We start from the raw sequence: 17,741 nt of genomic DNA on the forward strand, positions 1-17,741 counted from the left end.
GGCCCCGCGGAGCGACCAGCAGGACGGCGCCGCCCGGTGCCGCCCGCCGACACGAGGAGATCGCCGCCGATGGCCACGCGCTCGAGGCCCGCCCCGCCACCGCCGCGCCGGACGTCGCGCACGCCGACGATCGTCGCGGTCGCCGTCGTGGTGCTCGTCGCGGCCGTCGTGTTCGGGGGCGTGCTGCTGTCCGGCGGGTCGCAGGGCGCGGACCAGGCGATCCCGGTGACCCCGGCGCCCGCGGCGTACCCGACGACCGTCGAGGACGGGGTGGTCGTCGCCGGCGGGCCCGCCGCGCACACCCTCGACCTCTACGAGGACGCGCTGTGCCCGGCCTGCCAGGCGTTCGAGCAGCGCGCGGGCACCGCGATCGCCCAGGCCGTCGCCAGCGGGCGCGTCCAGGTGCGCTACCACCTCGTCAACCTGCTCGAACAGCGCTCGGACCCGCCCGGCTACTCCTCGGGCGCCGGCAACGCGATGATCTGCGCGGCCGAGTCCGGCGCGTTCCCCGCGGTGCACGCGAGCCTGTACGCCGCGCAGCCGCGCGAGGGCGGGCGCGGCTACGACACCGGCCAGCTCGTCGACCTCGGTCAGCGCGCCGGCGCCGGGCCGGGGTTCGGCGAGTGCGTGCAGAGCGGGCGCCACGTCGGCGAGGTCACCGTGAATTACCAGCAGGCGGTGAACGACCCGGCGCTGCAGCGCGACGGGAGCTTCGGGACCCCGACGATCGTGCTCGACGGCCGCCTGCTCCAGCCCGGAGCGCCCGAACTGGACGCGGTGCTGGCGGGCTGAGTGCGCATGATCGCTCCGGGTGCTCCGTGAACCCGAACTGACGGGGTCCGCGGAGCACCGGGAGCGATCTTCGATGACACGGCGTGGAGCCGAGGCCCGGCGCGCTGCGTCGAACCCCGTGTGGACACCGACGACATCGCCGCCCTCCTGCGCCGCCAGGACGGCGTCATCTCGCGGGCCCAGGCACTCGCTCGCGGACTCACGCGGGCCGCGATCGACCACCGCCTCGCCCGCGGGGTGTGGGCCGTGCTCTGGCCGTGCGTGTACCTCTCGGCCGCGCACCGCTGGACGGCCCGCGCCCGCGTGCGCGCCGGCGCCCTGTGGCTGGGCGACTCCGCGACGCTGATCGGGGTCGGCGCGGCCTGGTGGTGGCGCCTGTGGGACGAGCCGCCCGAGGTCCTGCGGTTCGCGGTGCCACCGGAGCGGCGCGTGCGCTCGCGCCCCGACCTCCGGGCCGTGCGGCGGGCGCTCGAGGCGCGCTTCCGCACCACGATCGACGGCGTGCCGATCGCCTCCCGGGCCTACGCCGTGGTCGACGCGGCCGCCGAGCTGGGCCTGCGGCGGGGCGCGGAGCTCATGGACCGCGCGCTGCTGACCGACCGCGTCACGCTCGAGGGCCTGCGCCGGGCGCACCACGCGCGTCTCGGCCGCCCCGGCGCCGCCGTGGTCGCGCGCCTGCTCGTGCTCGCCGCCGGCGGGGCCCGCTCGGAGGCCGAACGGCGCCTGCACCGCCTGCTGCGCGGGGCGGGCGTCGCGGGCTGGCTCGCCGACCACCGGGTCGTCGTGCCCGGCTACGGCGTGGCCGTCCTCGACGTCGCCTTCCCCGCCGCGCGCGTGCTCGTCGAGGTCGACGGCTGGGCGTACCACCGCGACCTGCCCGCCTTCCGCCGCGACCAGGGCCGCCAGAACGCGCTGGTGCTCGCGGGGTGGACGGTGCTGCGCGTCAACTGACACGACCTCGAGGCCGACCCCGCCGGCGTGCTGGCCACGGTCCGCGCGGCGGTGGTCGCCGTGGCGTGATCAGGCCCGTGATCAAGCCAGGCCCACCAGCCCCGCGGCCCAGGCGGGGAACGTCGCGACGATCGCGACGACGATCGCCAGGTACCAGGCCGCGAGCCCCCAACCGTGGTGACGCAGCGCGGCCGGCGCGCCCCCGAGCCGGCCCGCGCGCAGGTTGGCCACGGTGACCGCCCAGAACATCGCGATCGTCGCGACCCAGGCGACCATGCACCACGGGCACAGCGCGCCGATGACGCCGAGGCTCTGGGCGATCAGCCAGTGCACGAACAGCATCCCGGCCGTGGTGCCCGCCTGCAGGCCCCACCAGGCCCAGCGCGGCAGGGCGACGCGGCCCAATACGAGCGCGCCGAGCGCCGCGGCGACGGGGTAGGTCAGCAGGCCCAGCACGGGGTTCGGGAAGCCGAGCACCGCGGCCTGCTCGGTGCGCATGATCGTGCCGCACGAGAGCACCGGGTCGATGCTGCACGACGGGACGTAGCCGGGGTCGGCGAGCAGCGCGAGCTCGTCGAGGAGCAGCACCAGCGACACCACCGCGCCGACCAGCCCGCCGGCGAGCAGCACGATCCCGGTGCCGCGTCCCGGCGCCGCGTCGTCGTCGCCCGCCGCGGGCAGGACGTCGGTCGGGTGCTCGTGCGTCGTGGTGGCCATCGCCGTGCTGGTCGCCCCGGGGACGCCCCGAGTTCCCGCAGCGAACGGGGACTTCGTGCGCTGAGAAGCAGCGAACGGCGCGTTCGCTGCAGACAGCTCGAACGCCCTGGTCGAACGGGGTCCTCACGCGATCGAGGTGCGACCGCGCGGTGTGTTCTTCGCTCCTCCGGGTGACCGGTGGCCCGGCGTGTCGCCCGCCGCGCGCGGCGCCGCGTCGGCCGTCCCCCGCACCCGTGCCCCCGGTCGACCGCGTCCCCCTGCGGGCGGTCGGCCTAGACTCGGCCGACGACCGTCCGTCGAGGTGGACGACGCAGGAGGAACCCAGCAGGTGGAACGGCACGCCCGATGAGGCCCCGATGAGCCAGCCCGCGGGCCAGGCCGGGCCCGCACCCGGCGCCACGGGGTCACCGATGCCCCCCTACGGGTGGATCGCACGCATGGGTGACTGGTGGCAGGCGCGCGCCGACGGCCGCGCCGCGCTCCCCAGCATGGAACCGGGGCGGCCGGCGGGGACGCCGACGCTCGAGGAGTACCACCAGGACTTCCTGGCGCGCGTGCACCGCGAGCGCCTGCGCCTGGACCTCGAGATCGCCCCGATGCACCAGTCCCGCGCGGGCCTCGCCGCCCGCATCCCCGAGACCGAGCAGGCCCTCGAGCGGGTGCGCGCGCGGCTCGACGCGATCCCCGTGCTGCTCGACGCCGACCAGATGGCCGTGCGCCGCGGCGGCGAGACCGACACCCCCGACGACGTCGTCGCCGCCCGCCGCGCGCGCGAGCACGAGGCCACGCGACGACCGCTCGTCGACGAGGCCGCACGGCTGCACGCGCAGCTCACGCAGATGCGCGTGGAGTACGCCCGGCTGGGCAGCTCCATCCGTGCGTGCGAGCTCGTCGGCGCCACCCGCGTCCGCCGGCTCCACGCGCAGGTCATGCGGCGGGTCAGTGCGTACGAGCGCCACCTCGTGCGCCGCCACCCGGCGGGCGACCGCATCGGTCCGGCGCTCGCGGCCCAGCACCCGGTGGTGCCGGGCTGGGTGGCGGCGGCCGAGACGGGCGACCCCGGCGATCCCGGGACGACCCCCACCACCGGGCCCCCGACCGGGCCCGTCACGGCACCGGACGCGCACGCCGCCCCGACCCCCACGAACAGCCCGAGCAGCCCGGCCTTCCGGGACCTCGGGGCCCCGACCCCGCAGGAGTAGCCATGCCCCGCTGGCCCCGGCGCCGCGCGGGCGGCGCCCGCCCCCCGGCCCCGACGTCGTCCGCCAACCCGACCGCGCCGCAGGGCGCGTCCGGGCCCCCGCTGTCGACGCTGCCGGGGGTCGCGACCACGGCGGGCACGCCCGAGGAGCGGCGGTTCGCGCAGGTCTACGCGGCCGACCGGGTCGGGCCCATGCCCTACCCGAACCAGGCCACCCCGGACGTCGGCACCGCCCGCGGACGCGTGCGCACGCTGGTCGCCGAGCTGCTCGACGGCGTCGACGAGGGCACCGGCGGGGCGCTCGACCCGCTGATCGCGTCGTGGGCGTCGGGCTGGCTGGCGCGCATCGACTCGCAGCACGCCGACCACCAGGCCGTCGTCGACCGCCTCGTCGGCGGCGCGCGCCAGCAGCTCGCCGAGGCCGAGGCCGCCCACGAGCGCGACCGCCGCGCCCTGGCGGTGGCGCGCCGCGACTACGAGGAGGCCCGCGAGCGCCTCGCCGAGCCGCTGGGCGGATCGGGCGGGTCGGACGGGTCGTCCGGACCCCGGGACCGCGGTGGACGTCCCGACCGTGGAGACCCGCAGGAGGCCCCGTACCGTCCGGACGGCCCGCCGGCCGACCCCCCGACCGGCCCCCTCCCCCGGCCGATGACCGGGGACGACCGCACCGCCCGCATCCCCGCCCGCCACGCCGCGCGTCCCGCCGAGCCCTCCCCTGACCGTGGAGACCCGATGAGCCACGACCCGCGCGAGTCGGGCCGATGAGCGCCCCCCGCGGCGGCCTGCGGGGCCGGTTCGGTGGCGGCCCCGCGCGCCCGGCCGGCCCCGGCGAGCCCGCCCCCGGCGCCCGCCCGCGCTCGTACCGCGACGCCACGCTGCTGATCAACCGCTCGCGCGAGGACTACCTGGCGCTCGGGATCATCCTGCTCGCCATCGGCGGCGACATCGCCGCGTTCTACGTCGTGCTGGCGCGCGTCTTCCGCGGGGCGCCGTTCCTCATCGTGCTGGGCACGGTCGGCTTCGCGGCCGCCGCCGTGGGCCTCGCGCACCTCGTGGGCCAGGGCCTGGCCCGCCGGCGCTGCGGCGACCCGCGCGCCTCCACCACGCTCACCGTCCTCGCCGCCGCGACGTGGCTGGTGCTGGGCGTCGCCGCGTTCGCCGCGCGGCTGCTCACGCCGAGCAGCACCTCGTCGGGCGGTGGCTTCGGCTCCGGCGGCGGGGGCTTCGGGTCCGGCGGGGGCGGCGGATTCGGCTCCGGCGGCGGGGGCGGCTTCGGCGGGTCCTCGTCGGGCATCGAGCTCTCCGCGGTGCTGCCGGCGGCGCTGTTCGGCGCCCTGTTCCTCGCCAGCGGCATGGCCGCGATGGTCGCGACGTTCGTGTCGTTCAACCCGGTCGCGGGAGCGCTGCGCCGCGCCGAGCGCCGGATGCACGACGCCACCGAGCAGGAGCGCCACAGCCGCGCCGAGCTCGAGCGCGCCCGCGAGGCGCTGCGCCAGCAGGAGAACGAGCGCGAGCGCGAGGACCAGCGCTGGCGCGCCGCGCGCCAGCAGGTCGTCGCCGAGATGCTCGAGCTGCAGAACTACGCCCGCACGCTCATGGCGTCGAAGAAGGGCAACCCGTCGGTCACCGACGGGCTCACCGGCTCGTCGTTCTACCCGCTGTTCACCCCGGCCAACGAGGTCGTGCCCGGCGAGGAGGCCCCGCCGGAGTTCCGCCCGTTCACCCCCGTCGCGCCCGCGCCCAGCACGAACGGAGACCATCGGTGACCTCTGCGCCACGCAGCGCAGCGGAGCTGCCGCGCCGGAGGCGGAACACAGCACGCCGCGCTGCTGGCCTGCTGTCCCTCGTCCTCACCGGTGCGCTCCTCGCCGGCTGCTCGAGCGGTGAGTCCGCGGGCGGCGGCTTCTCCGGCGGCGGCGGGAGCGCGCTGTCCTGCCCGACGCCCGTCGGCCCGATGGCCTTCGCGGTGTCGGGACGCGCGAACAGCCCCGAGCCCGGGCTGCCGCAGGCGGTGCAGGACGCGACGGTGTCGGTGCTGTCCCGCTCGGTGGACGAGGGCTACGAGCCCCGCATCACGCTGATCAACGTCGACGGGCGGCCGACCTCGGCCGGCAACGACACGTTCCGCACCGACGCGGGCAACGCGCTCGCCGCCGAGGACGACCGCAACGCCTTCCTCGACGGCTTCGGCTCCGCGGTGACCGAGCTGCGGGCCCAGACGCCCGAGGTCGACGTGCTGTCCGCGCTGGACCTCGCCGGCCGGTCGGCGGGCGGCAACCGCCCCGGCACCGTCGTGCTCGTCGACTCCGGTCTCTCCACGGTCGCCCCGCTCGACTTCCGCCAGCCCGGCCTGCTCGAGGCGCCGCCCGAGGAGACCGTCGACGCGCTGCGGTCGAGCAACGCGCTGCCCGGCCTGCAGGGCACCACGGTGGTCCTCGCGGGCCTCGGGGACGTCGCCGAGCCCCAGCCCGCGCTCAGCCCGGCCCAGCGGCAGTCGCTGGTGGCGCTGTGGACCGCGATCGCCACGGCGGGCGGGGCGAGCTGCGTGGCCGTCCTGCCCGAGCCCCGCGGCGGCGACGCCCCCACCGACGCCCCGGCGGTGAGCGTGGTGGACCTGCCGCCGCCGCCCGCGATCACGCCGGGGCGCGCGACGGCGCTGCCCGACGACAATTCCGTCGGGTTCCAGCCCGACACCGCGGAATTCCGCGACCGGAATGCCGCGCGCGGTGTGCTGACCCCGTTCGCGCAGTTCCTGACCGCGTCCCCGAACCGCCGGATCGCGCTCACCGGCACGAGTGCGCGCGCCGGGACACCGCAGGGTCAGGTCGATCTCTCGACCCGGCGCGCGGAGGCCGTGAAGGCGCTGCTCGTCGAGCTCGGGGCGCCTGCGGACCGCATCACCACGCGCGGCGTGGGCAGCCAGTTCCCCGGTTACGTCAATGACGTGGGGCCCGACGGCCGCCAGTTGCCCGGCCCGGCGAGCTCCAACCGGACGGTCATCGTGGAGCCCTCGGAGTAGTTCCCCCGCGGCGGCGATCGGGCATCCGAGGACCGACGGGCGGGGCCGGGAGCCCGCTGACACAGCTCCCGGAACTCTGTCCCCGCACAAACGTGGCTGCCATCACATACCGAAGTGGTCACGGAGATCCTTCGCGTGCGCACCCGGTCGGAGCAGCGCTGATGGGCCCGTCCGTCGGTCCAGACCTCCGCGAGCTGTATCGATTCTGTCGACCGTACGGCGTTACCGGCGCTTCCCGGTCGGTCCCCGGCTGCCTAGCGTCGACTCCCCGGAAGCGTCACCGACGTCCGGAGGACACATGACCGCAGCCGCAGACCGGAGCCCCGACACCGCGGCTGGCCTCGACTACACCGAGGCCGACGTAACGCAGGAGTTCGGCGAGAACCCGAACGACGTCCGCGACACGAACCATTACCAAGAGGAATACGTCAAGGGGTTCGTGGACAAGTGGGACGACTACATCGGCTGGGAGGGTCGTGCCGCCAGTGAGGGCACGTTCTTCATCGACCAGCTGTCCGCCCGCGGGGTCGAGAAGGTCCTCGACGTCGCCACGGGCACCGGGTTCAATTCCGTCCAGCTCCTGAAGGCCGGGTTCGAGACCGTCTCCGCCGACGGCAGCGCCGAGATGCTCGCCAAGGCCTTCCAGAACGGTCGTCAGTACGGGCACGTCCTGCGCGTGGTCCAGGCCGACTGGCGCTGGCTCAACCGCGATGTGCACGGCGAGTACGACGCGATCATCTGCCTCGGCAACTCGTTCACGCACCTGTTCAACGAGCGCGACCGGCGCAAGGCGCTGGCCGAGTTCTACGCGATGCTCAAGCACGACGGCGTCCTGATCCTCGATCAGCGCAACTACGACGAGATCCTCGACCACGGGTTCTCGTCGAAGCACAAGTACTTCTACTGCGGCGACACGGTCACCGCGGAGCCGGAGTACATCGACGACGGCCTGGCCCGCTTCCGGTACACGTTCCACGACGACGGTTCGGTGTACCACCTGAACATGTTCCCGCTGCGCAAGGACTACGTGCGCCGGCTCATGCGGGAAGTCGGCTTCCAGAAGATCGATTCGTACGGCGACTTCCAGGAGACCTACGGGACCGAGAGCCCGGACTTCTGGATCCACGTCGCGGAGAAGACCTACCGACCGGATGACGAATTGACCGAGAGCTACTCGACCGCGGTGCACACCGCGCGCGACTACTACAACTCGACCGACGCCGACACCTTCTACCACGAGGTCTGGGGCGGCGAGGACATCCACGTCGGGCTCTACGCGACGCCCGACGAGCCGATCGCCCCCGCCTCGCAGCGCACGGTGGAGCGCATGGCCGAGGGCATGGGCATCACCGCGGACACCCGCATCCTCGACATGGGCGCGGGCTACGGCGGCTCGGCGCGCTGGTTGGCCAAGCAGTACGGCTGCCGCGTGACCTGCCTGAACCTCAGCGAGGTCGAGAACGAGCGCAACCGCGAGAAGAACCGCGCGCAGGGCCTCGACCACCTCGTCGACGTCGTCGACGGGTCGTTCGAGAGCATGCCGGTGCAGGACAACTTCTACGACCTCGTGTGGTCGCAGGACGCGTTCCTGCACTCCGGCGAGCGCCGCCAGGTCGTCGCGGAGATCGAGCGGGTGCTCCAGCCCCACGGGCAGGTGGTGTTCACCGACCCGATGGCCGACGACGCCGCCGACACCGCGGCGCTGACGCCGATCCTCGCGCGCCTGCACCTCGACACCCTCGGGTCGCCGGGGTTCTACCGCGAGGAGTTCGCGAAGCTCGGCTTCGCCGACTTCACGTTCGAGGACCACACCGACCAGCTCACGACCCACTACGGGCGCGTGCTGGCCGAGCTCGAGGCCGCGGAGCCGCGGTTCCGGGGCACGATCTCGGACGAGTACATCGCGAACATGAAGACGGGCCTGCAGAACTGGGTGAACGGCGGCCGCAGCGGCCAGCTCTCCTGGGGCATCTTCCGCATCCGTCGCTGACCGGCTCTACCCGCTCTACCGCTCTACCCGCCGTGGCCCCCACGCCTGGCGCACCTCCGGTGTTGCCAGCGTGGGGGCCACGCTGCGGCACGCAGCGCAGCGGAGCTGCCGCGCCGGAGGCCGAACACAGCGTTCAACGCCAGGAAATCCCCCCGCTCGCCTCCAGGTCGTCGACCGCGCGGGCGAGGGCGTCGGCCACGGCCTCGCGCCGCCCCGCGTCCCGGCGCAGCGAGCGCGAGAGCTCGAGGTGGACGAACGCCGTCGCCCGCTCCGCCGCGGCGAGGCCCTGGACGTTCCGCCGCCCGAGCAGGTCGGTCCACCGCGGGTCCTCGCCCACCCCGACCCGCTCCCCCGTGGCCGCGAGCCGCTCGGCGACGGCGGCGAGCAGCGGCCCGCCGGCGCTCGCCCCGGGCGAGAGGACGACGTCGACGCCCTCCCGGTCGGCGAACCCGTGCAGCTGGAGCTGCGGGAGCCCCCGCGCCACGAGCCCCGCCGCGACCCGCGCGAACGGCGTGTCGGCGCGGGCGGCGACGTCGGCGGGGAAGTCGCCCCGCTCGCAGGCGTCCGGCGACGCCCCGGCGGCGCGGTGCGCGCCCGCCTGCAGGTACAGCGCGCCCGGGCAGCGGCGCCACACGCCCAGCCCGACCGCCTCGGTGTCGAGGTCCGCGTTCGGGTGCGGGACCTCGACCACCACGCCCGGCACGACCCCGGGACGCAGGACGGCCACGAGCCATGCCCGCTCGGTGTCCGGGTCCGAGCGCAGCACCAGCGCCCCACCGACCGTGTCGGAGGCGAGCCCGAGCCGTCCCCCCACCCGCACCGCGTCCTCGGCGTCGCCCCGGGCGAGCGCGTCCGCGAGCTCCGCGAGGTCGCCGACCTCCTGACCACCGGGCGGCCGGTAGCGACCCCGGCGACGCATCGCGGGGACGGTGCCCGCGACCAGCGCCGCCACCTCCGCCCCGACCACGCCGACGACCCTGCCAGCGGGGCGCCGTGATCAGACCGCCGGCTGCGGCGGACCCCACACCGGACGCCCCGCGCGCACCGGCGTCCCGGGCACGTGCCCACGCCGGATCGGGGCCCGGCGCGGCGGGAGCGGCCCGCCGGCGGCCGGCGCGGGGGCGGTGGGCACGGCCGCCAGCCGACCAACCGCCGGAGCAGCAGCCGCCGGGACAGCAGCTGCCGGGACGGGAGCCGCCGCGGGAGCCGCGACCGTCACCGTCGGCGGCGGGTCCACCGGCCGCATCAGGATCAGCGGACCCCCCGCCCGCACCGCCCGCACCGGGACCCGCGTCACGTCGGTCACCGCCGTGGGGGCACCGGGGAGCACGGACGTCACCGGAGCGCCGGCACCCACCGCCGCCACCGGCCACGGACGGCGGACCACCGCGGGCGCCGCGAGGCGGCGACGCGGCCGCGAGCGACCGGACCGGGCAGGCGGGGCGTCGCGGAGCACGTGACGCCCGGCCCGCCCGGGTGCTGCTCCACAAGGGGCGACGGATGCGGCCATGTGGACCAGTCTGAGGGCCCCGGATCCCCGTTCCTGTCCGGGGGACCGGCACCGCGCCGTCGGGGTACCGGCACGTCACGGCCCGCAGCGCGCGACGGCGACACGCGCTGACCGTGGTGCGCGACCACCCTGGTCGGGGGCAACGCCGACCGCACCCCGGACGTCACCCCCACCGAGGGGACAGCGTCGACCCCCCACGGCCACCACCCGTCGTCACCAGGGAAGCTGAGGCCCATGACGTCCGTGTCGTCGTCCTCGACCGAACGGTCCACCACGGCCGCGCCGGAGCCGGTGTTCACCGAGTCCGCCCGTCTGCAGGCCCGGCTGCACGACCTCGTGCCCGGCGGCGCCCACACCTACGCGCGCGGCTCGGACCAGTACCCCGAGCACATGACGCCGGTCATCGAGCACGGCCGCGGCGCCCACGTCTGGGACGTCGACGGCAACCGGTACGTCGAGTACGGGATGGGCCTGCGTTCGGTGACGCTGGGGCACGCCTACGAGCCCGTGCTCGACGCCGTCCGCGACGTGCTCGGCCGCGGGCTGAGCTTCTCCCGCCCGAGCCGCCTCGAGGTGGACGCCGCCGAGGACTTCCTCGGCCTCGTCGCGGGCGCCGACATGGTGAAGTTCGCCAAGAACGGGTCCGACGCCACCACCGCGGCGCTCAAGCTCGCGCGCGCGGCCACCGGGCGCGACATGGTGGCCCTCGCCGACCAGCCCTTCTTCTCCACCGACGACTGGTTCATCGGCACCACCCCGATGAACGCCGGCATCCCGGCGACGACCCGCGAGGGCACCGTCGGGTTCACCTACAACGACCTCGGCTCGCTGCGCGCGCTCTTCGACGCCCACCCGGGCCGGATCGCCGCGGTGTTCATGGAGGCCGCCACCGCGCTGCACGACCCCGCGCCCGGCTTCCTCGAGGGCGTCCGCGAGCTGTGCACCGCGGAGGGCGCGGTGCTGGTGTTCGACGAGATGATCACCGGGTTCCGCTGGTCCGCCGCCGGTGCGCAGTCGCTCTACGGCGTGACCCCCGACCTGTCGACGTGGGGCAAGGCGATGGGCAACGGCTTCCCCGTCTCGGCCCTCGCCGGGCGCCGCGAGCTCATGGAGCTCGGCGGCCTGCGCACCGACGACGAGCGCGTCTTCCTCCTCTCCACCACCCACGGCCCCGAGACGGTCGGGCTCACCGCGTTCCGCGCCGTCGTCGAGGCCTACCGCCGCGAGGATCCCGTGGCCACCATGCGCCGCCAGGGCGAGAAGCTGGCCGAGGGCGCCGCACAGGTGATCGCCGCCGCCGGGCTCGCCGAGCACGTCGACGTCGTCGGCCACCCGGCGTGCCTCGTCTTCCGCACCCGCGACCGCGACGGCCGGCCCTCGCAGGAGATGCGCACCGTGTTCCTCGCCGAGCTGCTGCGCCGCGGCGTGCTCGGGCAGTCGTTCGTCATCTCCGCCGCGCACACCGACGCCGACGTCGAGCAGACCGTCGCCGCCGTCGAGGCCGCGCTGCCGGCCTACGAGCGCGCCCTGACCCACGGCGCAGCTGCGGTGCTCGACGGTCGCCCCGTCGCCCCGGCGCTGCGCGCCACCGCGGCCCCCCGCCGGCTGCGATGACGGGCCGCTGGCTGGTCACCGGCGGCGCGGGCTACATCGGCGCGCACACCGTGCGCGCGCTGCGGGCGCGCGGCGACGCGGTGGTGGTGCTCGACGACCTCTCCGCGGGCCTCGGAGAGCGCGTCGACGACGACGTGCCGCTGGTGCGCGCGAGCGTGCTCGACGAGGACGCCGTCGCGGGCGCGCTGACCGAACACCGCCTCGACGGCGTCATGCACTTCGCCGCCCGCAAGAGCGTCCCCGAGTCGGTGGCGCACCCGCTGTACTACTGGCGCGAGAACGTCGAGGGCCTGCGCAGCGTGCTCGGCGCGTGCGCCCGCGCCGGCGTGGAGCGCTTCGTGTACTCGTCGAGCGCCGCGGTCTACGGCGCGACGACGGGCGCCGCGGTGGCCGAGGACGACCCGTGCATGCCCGTCAACCCGTACGGCACCACCAAGCTCGCCGGCGAGTGGCTGCTCGCCGAGGTGCACCGCGCGACGGGCCTGCGCTACGTCGCGCTGCGCTACTTCAACGTGGCCGGCGCGCACGACGCCCGGCTCGCCGACCGGGGGCAGGCGAACCTCGTCCCGATCGCGCTCGACGCCGTCGTCCGCGGGGACGCGCCGACCGTGTTCGGCACCGACTACGACACCCCCGACGGCAGCTGCGTGCGCGACTTCGTGCACGTCGACGACCTCGCCGACGCCCACGTCGCGGCCACCGCGCTGCTCGACGGCCCGTGCGCGGAGACGCTGAACGTCGGGGTGGGGCGCGGCTACTCGGTGCTCGAGGTGATGGCCACCGTCGCCCGCGTCGCCGGCCGGCCCGTCGAGCCCGTCGTCGCCGACCGGCGTCCCGGCGACCCCGCCGCCGTCGTCGCCGACGTCACCCGCATCGGCGAACGCCTGGGCTGGCGGGCGCGCCACGACCTCGACGACATCGTCGCGTCGGCGTGGGACGCGCGGGTCAGCCGGTCGGCGTCAGGGTCCTGAACGCGCGGTTGGCCACCTTCCGGGCGACGCCGGTGCTCTTGCGGGCCACCTTGCCGAACAGCTCGCCCACGTCGGTGAGCGGCGTGAGCACGATGCGGTGCATCGCGAGCGGCGGCTCCTGCGGCCCCACGAGACCGGGCCGGGTGGTGACCGCGGCGCGGTAGCCCGCGGCGTGCGCGAGCTCCATCGTGCGCTGGTCGTAGTCGCCGGCGTTGCCGTTGGGGTAGGCGAGCAGGTCGACGGTCTGCCCCAGGCCCGCCTCGAGGGCGCGGCGCGACTCCTCGAGCTCCTGGCGCTGGGTCGCGGTCTCCTCGCGGGCCAGGATCGGGTGGGTCACCGTGTGCGAGCCGATGCCGTGGCCCGTCGCCGCGAGGGCCTTCGCGCCGGCCCAGTCGAGGAACATCGGGGGCCGCTCCGGCGGCGGCGGGGCGATGCGCTCGGCGATGCGGCCGACGGCCTCGACGCGGGTGGCGCGGTCGACGAGCTTGAGCTCGTCCTTGAGCGCGGACTGCGCCGCCCGGCGCGCCACCGGCGTCGACAGGTCGTGGACGCGCCCGGCCCACGCGAGCTCCGACGCGGTGCACCGGGCGAACGCGTCGGCCAGCTCCTCCCACCAGGCCCCGATGCGCCCGGAGACGATGTCGGAGACCAGGAAGAACGTGCCGTGCATGCCGCGGCGGTCCAGCGCCGGGACCGCGGCGTCGACCCAGTCCGCGTAGCCGTCGTCGAACGTCAGCGCCACCGCCCGCGGCGGCAGCGACCCGCCGGCGGCGAGGGTGTCGACGGCCTCGGAGAGCGGCACGACGGTGCCCAACCGGTCGATCGCGGCGAGCTGGCGCTCGAAGCCGCGCCGCCCCGCGCCGGGGGTGGCGGGGTAGAACGGCGTGGGGTCGATGTTGTGCCAGCCGAGCACGAGGAGCCGTCGACTCATGGCCACCGACGGTAGCGGCCCCCTCGGCGCGGGCGTCTCCCGGGCGCGCACCGCCGCCCAACTAGCATCCGCCACGCACCGCAGTCGACGACGGAGATCCTCATGAGAAGTCGGTCCCGCGCGGTCCGCGCGGAAGGCCCACTGCGTGTCATGTTCGTCGTCCCGCACCTGGGCAGGGGCGGCGCCGAGCGCCACGTGGCCACGCTCCTCCCCGCGATGGACCCGTCCCGCTTCGCCCCGTCGGTGGTGGCGCTCGCCCACGGGGGACTCCGCTTCGACGACCTGCAGCGCGCCGGGGGCCGGGCCGTCGCGCTGCACCGCAAGAGCCGTGAGGTCCTCGGCACGCTGCGTGACCTGGTCCGTCTCGTGCGGCGCGAGCGTCCGGACGTGATCGTCACGCGGGGGTTCAACGCCGAGGCGCTCGGCGGGCTGGCGGCGGTCCTGACCCGGACGCCCCGCCTGGTCGTCTGGGTCCACAACTGCGGGGACCTCGGCGGCCGGCCGCGCCACCGGCGCCTGGTCGACCGTCTCCTCGCCCGCGTGGTCAGCGCCGTCTACGGCGTCGCCCACGGGCAGGTGCCCTACATCACCGAGGACCTCGGCTACCCGGCGGAGAAGGTGCGGGTCGTCCAGAACGGCGCCGACCTGTCGGACCGCGTCGGCGACGACGAGCGCGACGAGGACGTGGCGCGCGAGTTCGGGATCGCCCCCGACGAGCCGATCGTCGGGATCACCGCCGTGCTCCGCACCGAGAAGGACCACCCGAACCTGCTGCGCGCGATGCGCATCGTCCTCGCCGAGCAGCCGCGCGCCCGCCTGCTCGTCATCGGGGACGGTCCCGAGCGCACGGCGATCGAGAAGCTCGCCGCCGAGCTCGGCCTCGCCGACCGGACGGTGTTCACCGGCTACCGGGACGACGTCCCGCGGCTGCTGCGGGGCCTCGACGTCTTCACCCTGAGCTCCCGCATCGTGGAGTGCTTCCCGATGGCGCTGCTCGAGTCGATGGCCGCCGCGCGGCCCTCGGTCTGCACCGCCGTCGGCGGCATCCCGGAGATGATCGACGACGGACGGACCGGCCACGTCGTCCCGAAGGAGGACCCCGAGGCGCTCGCCGAGGGGCTCCTCCGCGTGCTGCGCGACCCGGCGGCGGCGCGGGCGATGGGCCGGGCCGCGCGCGAGCGCCTCGAGCACGAGTTCAGCCTCGAGCGCTCGATCCGGGAGGCGGAGGCCGCCCTCGAGGAGACCGCCGGACGCGTCCCGGCGTGACCCGGGTCGCCCGGACCGTGTCCCGCCGCGGGGCAACCCCCGCCGCCCCCGGGGCGTCTTCTCTGGTGGAGAGCACCGGACCGACCGCCCGAGGCGTCGTCGGACCGCCCCGCTACCGTGGGTGCACTCCTCCGGGACGGCCCGGCACGGAGCGCGCCCACCGCACCCGACCCGCTGCGAGGCCACCACGATGAAGGTCAGTGTCTTCGGTCTCGGCTACGTCGGCACGGTGAGCGCCGCCTGCCTCGCGACGGAGGGCCACGACGTCGTCGGCGTGGACGTGAACCCGGCCAAGCTCGCCATGATCGGCGAGGGCCGCACGCCCGTCGTCGAGGAGCGCATCGGCGACATCGTCCGCGACGTCGTCGCCAGTGGCCGCCTCACCGTCACCGACGACGTCACCGCCGCGATCCACGGCACCGACCTCTCGCTCGTGTGCGTCGGCACGCCCTCGGCGTCCAACGGCGCCCTCGACACCACCTACCTGCAGCGCGCGGCCCGCGAGATCGGCGCCGCGCTCGCGACGCGCCCCGCGCCCGAGCGCCACACGGTCGTGTTCCGCTCGACGATGCTGCCGGGCACCTGCCTTGGCGTCCTGGTGCCGCTGCTCGAGGAGGCCTCGGGCCTCGTCGCCGGCGCCGACTTCGGCGTCGCGGTGAACCCCGAGTTCCTGCGCGAGGGTTCCAGCGTCAAGGACTTCTACGACCCGCCGAAGACGGTGGTCGGCGAGGTCGACCGCGCCAGCGGCGACGCCGTGCTCGGCCTGTACTCCGGGCTCGACGCCCCGGAGTTCCGGGTCGAACCGCCGGTGGCCGAGATGACGAAGTACGTGGACAACACGTTCCACGGGCTCAAGATCGGGTTCGCCAACGAGATCGGCGCGCTCGCCCGCGAGCTCGGGGTCGACTCCCGCGACGTCATGGAGATCTTCCTGGCGGACACCAAGCTCAACATCAGCCCGGCGTACCTGCGGCCCGGCTTCGCCTTCGGCGGGTCCTGCCTGCCGAAGGACCTGCGCGGGCTGGTGCACGCCGCGCGCCGCCACGACGTGCGGGTGCCGATCCTGGAGAACGTGCTGCCGTCGAACGACGAGCACATCCAGCGGGCGTTCGAGCACGTCGCGGCCACCGGCAGGCGCAAGGTCGGCGTGTTCGGCCTCGCGTTCAAGGGCGGCACCGACGACCTGCGCGAGAGCCCCCTGGTCGAGCTCTGCGAGCGGATGCTCGGCAAGGGCTACGACCTGCGCATCTACGACCCCGCCGTCGTCGAGTCGGCGCTGCTCGGCGCGAACCGGGCCTTCATCGAGGCCCACCTCCCCCACCTGCGCGATCTCCTCGTCGACACCGTCGCCGAGGTCGTCGACCACGCGGAGGTCCTCGTGGTGGGGAAGGCGGACGAGGACGTGCAGCACGCACTGACCGGCACCACGACGCCGGTCATCGACCTCATCCGGCTCCCGGACGCCTCCGCGCGTCGCCAACAGGAGGGATATGTCGGCCTTGCCTGGTAGAGCCCTGATCGTCGTCGAGAACCTCTCGGTCCCGTTCGACCGGCGGGTGTGGCAGGAGTGCCAGACCCTCACCGGCCACGGCTGGGAGGTCGAGGTGATCTGCCCGCTGGGGACGAAGCGGGACACCGAGACCGAGATCGTGATCGACGGCGTCCGGATCCACCGCTACCCGCTGGTGGCGGCCACCGGGGGGCCGCAGGGCTACCTCAAGGAGTACGGCACCGCCCTCTTCCACACCAACCGGCTAATCAAGCGCATCCAGAAGCGCGCGCCGGTCGACGTGGTGCACCTGTGCAACCCGCCGGACCTGCTGTTCCTGCCCGCGCTGCGCGCGAAGGCCCGCGGCGCCCGCATCATCTTCGACCAGCACGACCTCGTGCCGGAGCTCTACCTCTCGCGGTTCCGCGAGAAGCGCGACTCCATGTACTGGGCGATGCGCCTGCTCGAGTGGGGCACCTACCGCACCGCCGACACGGTCATCGCCACCAACGAGAGCTACCGCGCCGTCGCCACCGGGCGCGGCCGCGTGCCGGTCGAGGACACCTTCGTGGTGCGCAGCGCGCCGGCCGTCGAGCGGTTCTCGCTGCGCGCCCCCGAGCCCGCGCTGGCCCGGGGCCGCGAGCACCTGCTCTGCTACCTCGGCGTCATGGGCCCGCAGGACGGCGTCGACTACGCGATCCGCGCGCTGGCCGACCTCGCCGAGCGCCGTGACGACTGGCACGCCGTCTTCATGGGCACCGGCGACGCGTTCGACGACGTCGTCGCCCTGTCCCACGCCTACGGGCTGGACGACCGGGTGTCGTTCACCGGGCGCATCCCCGACGAGGACGTGCTGCGCCACCTGTCGACCGCGTCGGTGTGCCTGGCGCCGGACCCCCGCAACCCCCTCAACGACGTGTCCACCATGAACAAGATCATGGAGTACATGGCGATGGGGCGGCCGGTGGTCTCGTTCGACCTGGTCGAGGCCCGGGTGTCGGCCGGCGAGGCCGCCGTCTACGCCCGCCCCAACGACGTCGCCGAGTTCGCGGACCTCGTGTCCGAGCTGCTCGACGACCCCCGTCGCCGCGCGGCGATGGGCGAGATCGGCGTGGAACGCGTGTCCGGGCCGCTCTCGTGGACGAACTCCGAGAAGGAACTGCTGGCCGCGTACGAATCGGCCATGCGGGGACGCTGAGCGGTGAACCACCCCGACCGTCCCGCACGAAGGCGCCCGGACGTGCGAAGCATGTCTGAGACTCCGACGTTCGACATTAGGATGCCGGCAGG

General features: G+C 75.2%; 15 protein-coding genes. 12 read left to right on the forward strand and 3 right to left on the reverse strand.

Annotation, left to right across the window (positions count from 1 at the left end):
- The first annotated feature begins 69 nt into the window (after positions 1–69).
- A complete protein-coding gene (locus ACQPX6_RS25745) occupies positions 70–792 on the forward strand; it encodes a DsbA family protein (RefSeq protein WP_433783491.1) in 723 nt (240 codons plus the stop codon).
- Between the two features lie 120 nt (positions 793–912).
- Positions 913–1,743, forward strand: a complete 831-nt coding sequence (locus ACQPX6_RS25750; protein WP_433783492.1) for a DUF559 domain-containing protein — start codon at positions 913–915, stop codon at positions 1,741–1,743.
- Between the two features lie 81 nt (positions 1,744–1,824).
- On the opposite strand, the gene ACQPX6_RS25755 is transcribed toward ACQPX6_RS25750, so the two are convergent.
- Complete coding sequence (locus tag ACQPX6_RS25755) at positions 1,825–2,460, reverse strand: vitamin K epoxide reductase family protein (protein WP_433783493.1); 636 nt, start codon at positions 2,458–2,460, stop codon at positions 1,825–1,827.
- A 356-nt stretch (positions 2,461–2,816) separates the two neighbouring features.
- Here ACQPX6_RS25755 and ACQPX6_RS25760 point away from each other — a divergent pair, with 356 nt between their 5' ends.
- The 5 genes from ACQPX6_RS25760 to ACQPX6_RS25780 all read left to right on the forward strand — a co-directional run bounded on the left by ACQPX6_RS25760 (position 2,817) and on the right by ACQPX6_RS25780 (position 8,670).
- Positions 2,817–3,662 carry a hypothetical protein gene (locus ACQPX6_RS25760; protein ID WP_433783495.1) on the forward strand — a complete coding sequence of 282 codons (846 nt, stop codon included), beginning with the start codon at positions 2,817–2,819 and terminating at the stop codon, positions 3,660–3,662.
- Between the two features lie 2 nt (positions 3,663–3,664).
- A complete protein-coding gene (locus tag ACQPX6_RS25765; RefSeq protein WP_433783497.1) occupies positions 3,665–4,426 on the forward strand; it encodes a hypothetical protein in 762 nt (253 codons plus the stop codon).
- Complete coding sequence (locus ACQPX6_RS25770) at positions 4,423–5,427, forward strand: hypothetical protein (protein ID WP_433783498.1); 1,005 nt, start codon at positions 4,423–4,425, stop codon at positions 5,425–5,427. The genes ACQPX6_RS25765 and ACQPX6_RS25770 overlap by 4 nt, the downstream gene beginning before the upstream one ends.
- Complete coding sequence (locus tag ACQPX6_RS25775) at positions 5,424–6,680, forward strand: OmpA family protein (protein ID WP_433783499.1); 1,257 nt, start codon at positions 5,424–5,426, stop codon at positions 6,678–6,680. Before ACQPX6_RS25770 ends, ACQPX6_RS25775 begins: the two co-directional genes overlap by 4 nt.
- A gap of 298 nt (positions 6,681–6,978) precedes the next feature.
- Positions 6,979–8,670 carry a methyltransferase domain-containing protein gene (locus ACQPX6_RS25780; protein WP_433783501.1) on the forward strand — a complete coding sequence of 564 codons (1,692 nt, stop codon included), beginning with the start codon at positions 6,979–6,981 and terminating at the stop codon, positions 8,668–8,670.
- 133 nt (positions 8,671–8,803) lie between these two features.
- Here ACQPX6_RS25780 and ACQPX6_RS25785 read toward each other — a convergent pair whose 3' ends face one another.
- Positions 8,804–9,637: a hypothetical protein gene (locus ACQPX6_RS25785; RefSeq protein WP_433783503.1), complete on the reverse strand. Its 834-nt coding sequence runs from the start codon at positions 9,635–9,637 to the stop codon at positions 8,804–8,806.
- Positions 9,638–10,414: 777 nt separating this feature from the next.
- On the opposite strand from ACQPX6_RS25785, the gene ACQPX6_RS25790 reads away from it, so the two are divergent.
- Positions 10,415–11,794 carry a glutamate-1-semialdehyde 2,1-aminomutase gene (locus tag ACQPX6_RS25790; RefSeq protein WP_433783504.1) on the forward strand — a complete coding sequence of 460 codons (1,380 nt, stop codon included), beginning with the start codon at positions 10,415–10,417 and terminating at the stop codon, positions 11,792–11,794.
- Positions 11,791–12,765 (forward strand): UDP-glucose 4-epimerase GalE, encoded by a 975-nt coding sequence (galE, locus tag ACQPX6_RS25795; protein ID WP_433783505.1) that lies wholly within the window; start codon positions 11,791–11,793, stop codon positions 12,763–12,765. The genes ACQPX6_RS25790 and galE overlap by 4 nt, the downstream gene beginning before the upstream one ends.
- Here galE and ACQPX6_RS25800 read toward each other — a convergent pair.
- A complete protein-coding gene (locus tag ACQPX6_RS25800) occupies positions 12,740–13,696 on the reverse strand; it encodes a polysaccharide deacetylase family protein (RefSeq protein WP_433783506.1) in 957 nt (318 codons plus the stop codon). The two genes, galE and ACQPX6_RS25800, sit on opposite strands and share 26 nt — an antisense overlap.
- Positions 13,697–13,846: 150 nt before the next feature.
- On the opposite strand from ACQPX6_RS25800, the gene ACQPX6_RS25805 reads away from it, so the two are divergent.
- The 3 genes from ACQPX6_RS25805 to ACQPX6_RS25815 all read left to right on the forward strand — a co-directional run bounded on the left by ACQPX6_RS25805 (position 13,847) and on the right by ACQPX6_RS25815 (position 17,649).
- Positions 13,847–14,962 carry a glycosyltransferase gene (locus tag ACQPX6_RS25805; RefSeq protein ID WP_433783507.1) on the forward strand — a complete coding sequence of 372 codons (1,116 nt, stop codon included), beginning with the start codon at positions 13,847–13,849 and terminating at the stop codon, positions 14,960–14,962.
- A gap of 190 nt (positions 14,963–15,152) precedes the next feature.
- Positions 15,153–16,472, forward strand: coding sequence for a nucleotide sugar dehydrogenase (locus ACQPX6_RS25810; protein WP_433783508.1), 1,320 nt, complete (start codon positions 15,153–15,155; stop codon positions 16,470–16,472).
- Positions 16,453–17,649 (forward strand): glycosyltransferase family 4 protein, encoded by a 1,197-nt coding sequence (locus tag ACQPX6_RS25815; protein ID WP_433783509.1) that lies wholly within the window; start codon positions 16,453–16,455, stop codon positions 17,647–17,649. The genes ACQPX6_RS25810 and ACQPX6_RS25815 overlap by 20 nt, the downstream gene beginning before the upstream one ends.
- Positions 17,650–17,741: the final 92 nt, after the last annotated feature.

Source organism: Actinomycetospora sp. CA-101289 (assembly GCF_050955895.1).
Classification (GTDB): Bacteria; Actinomycetota; Actinomycetes; order Mycobacteriales; family Pseudonocardiaceae; genus Actinomycetospora.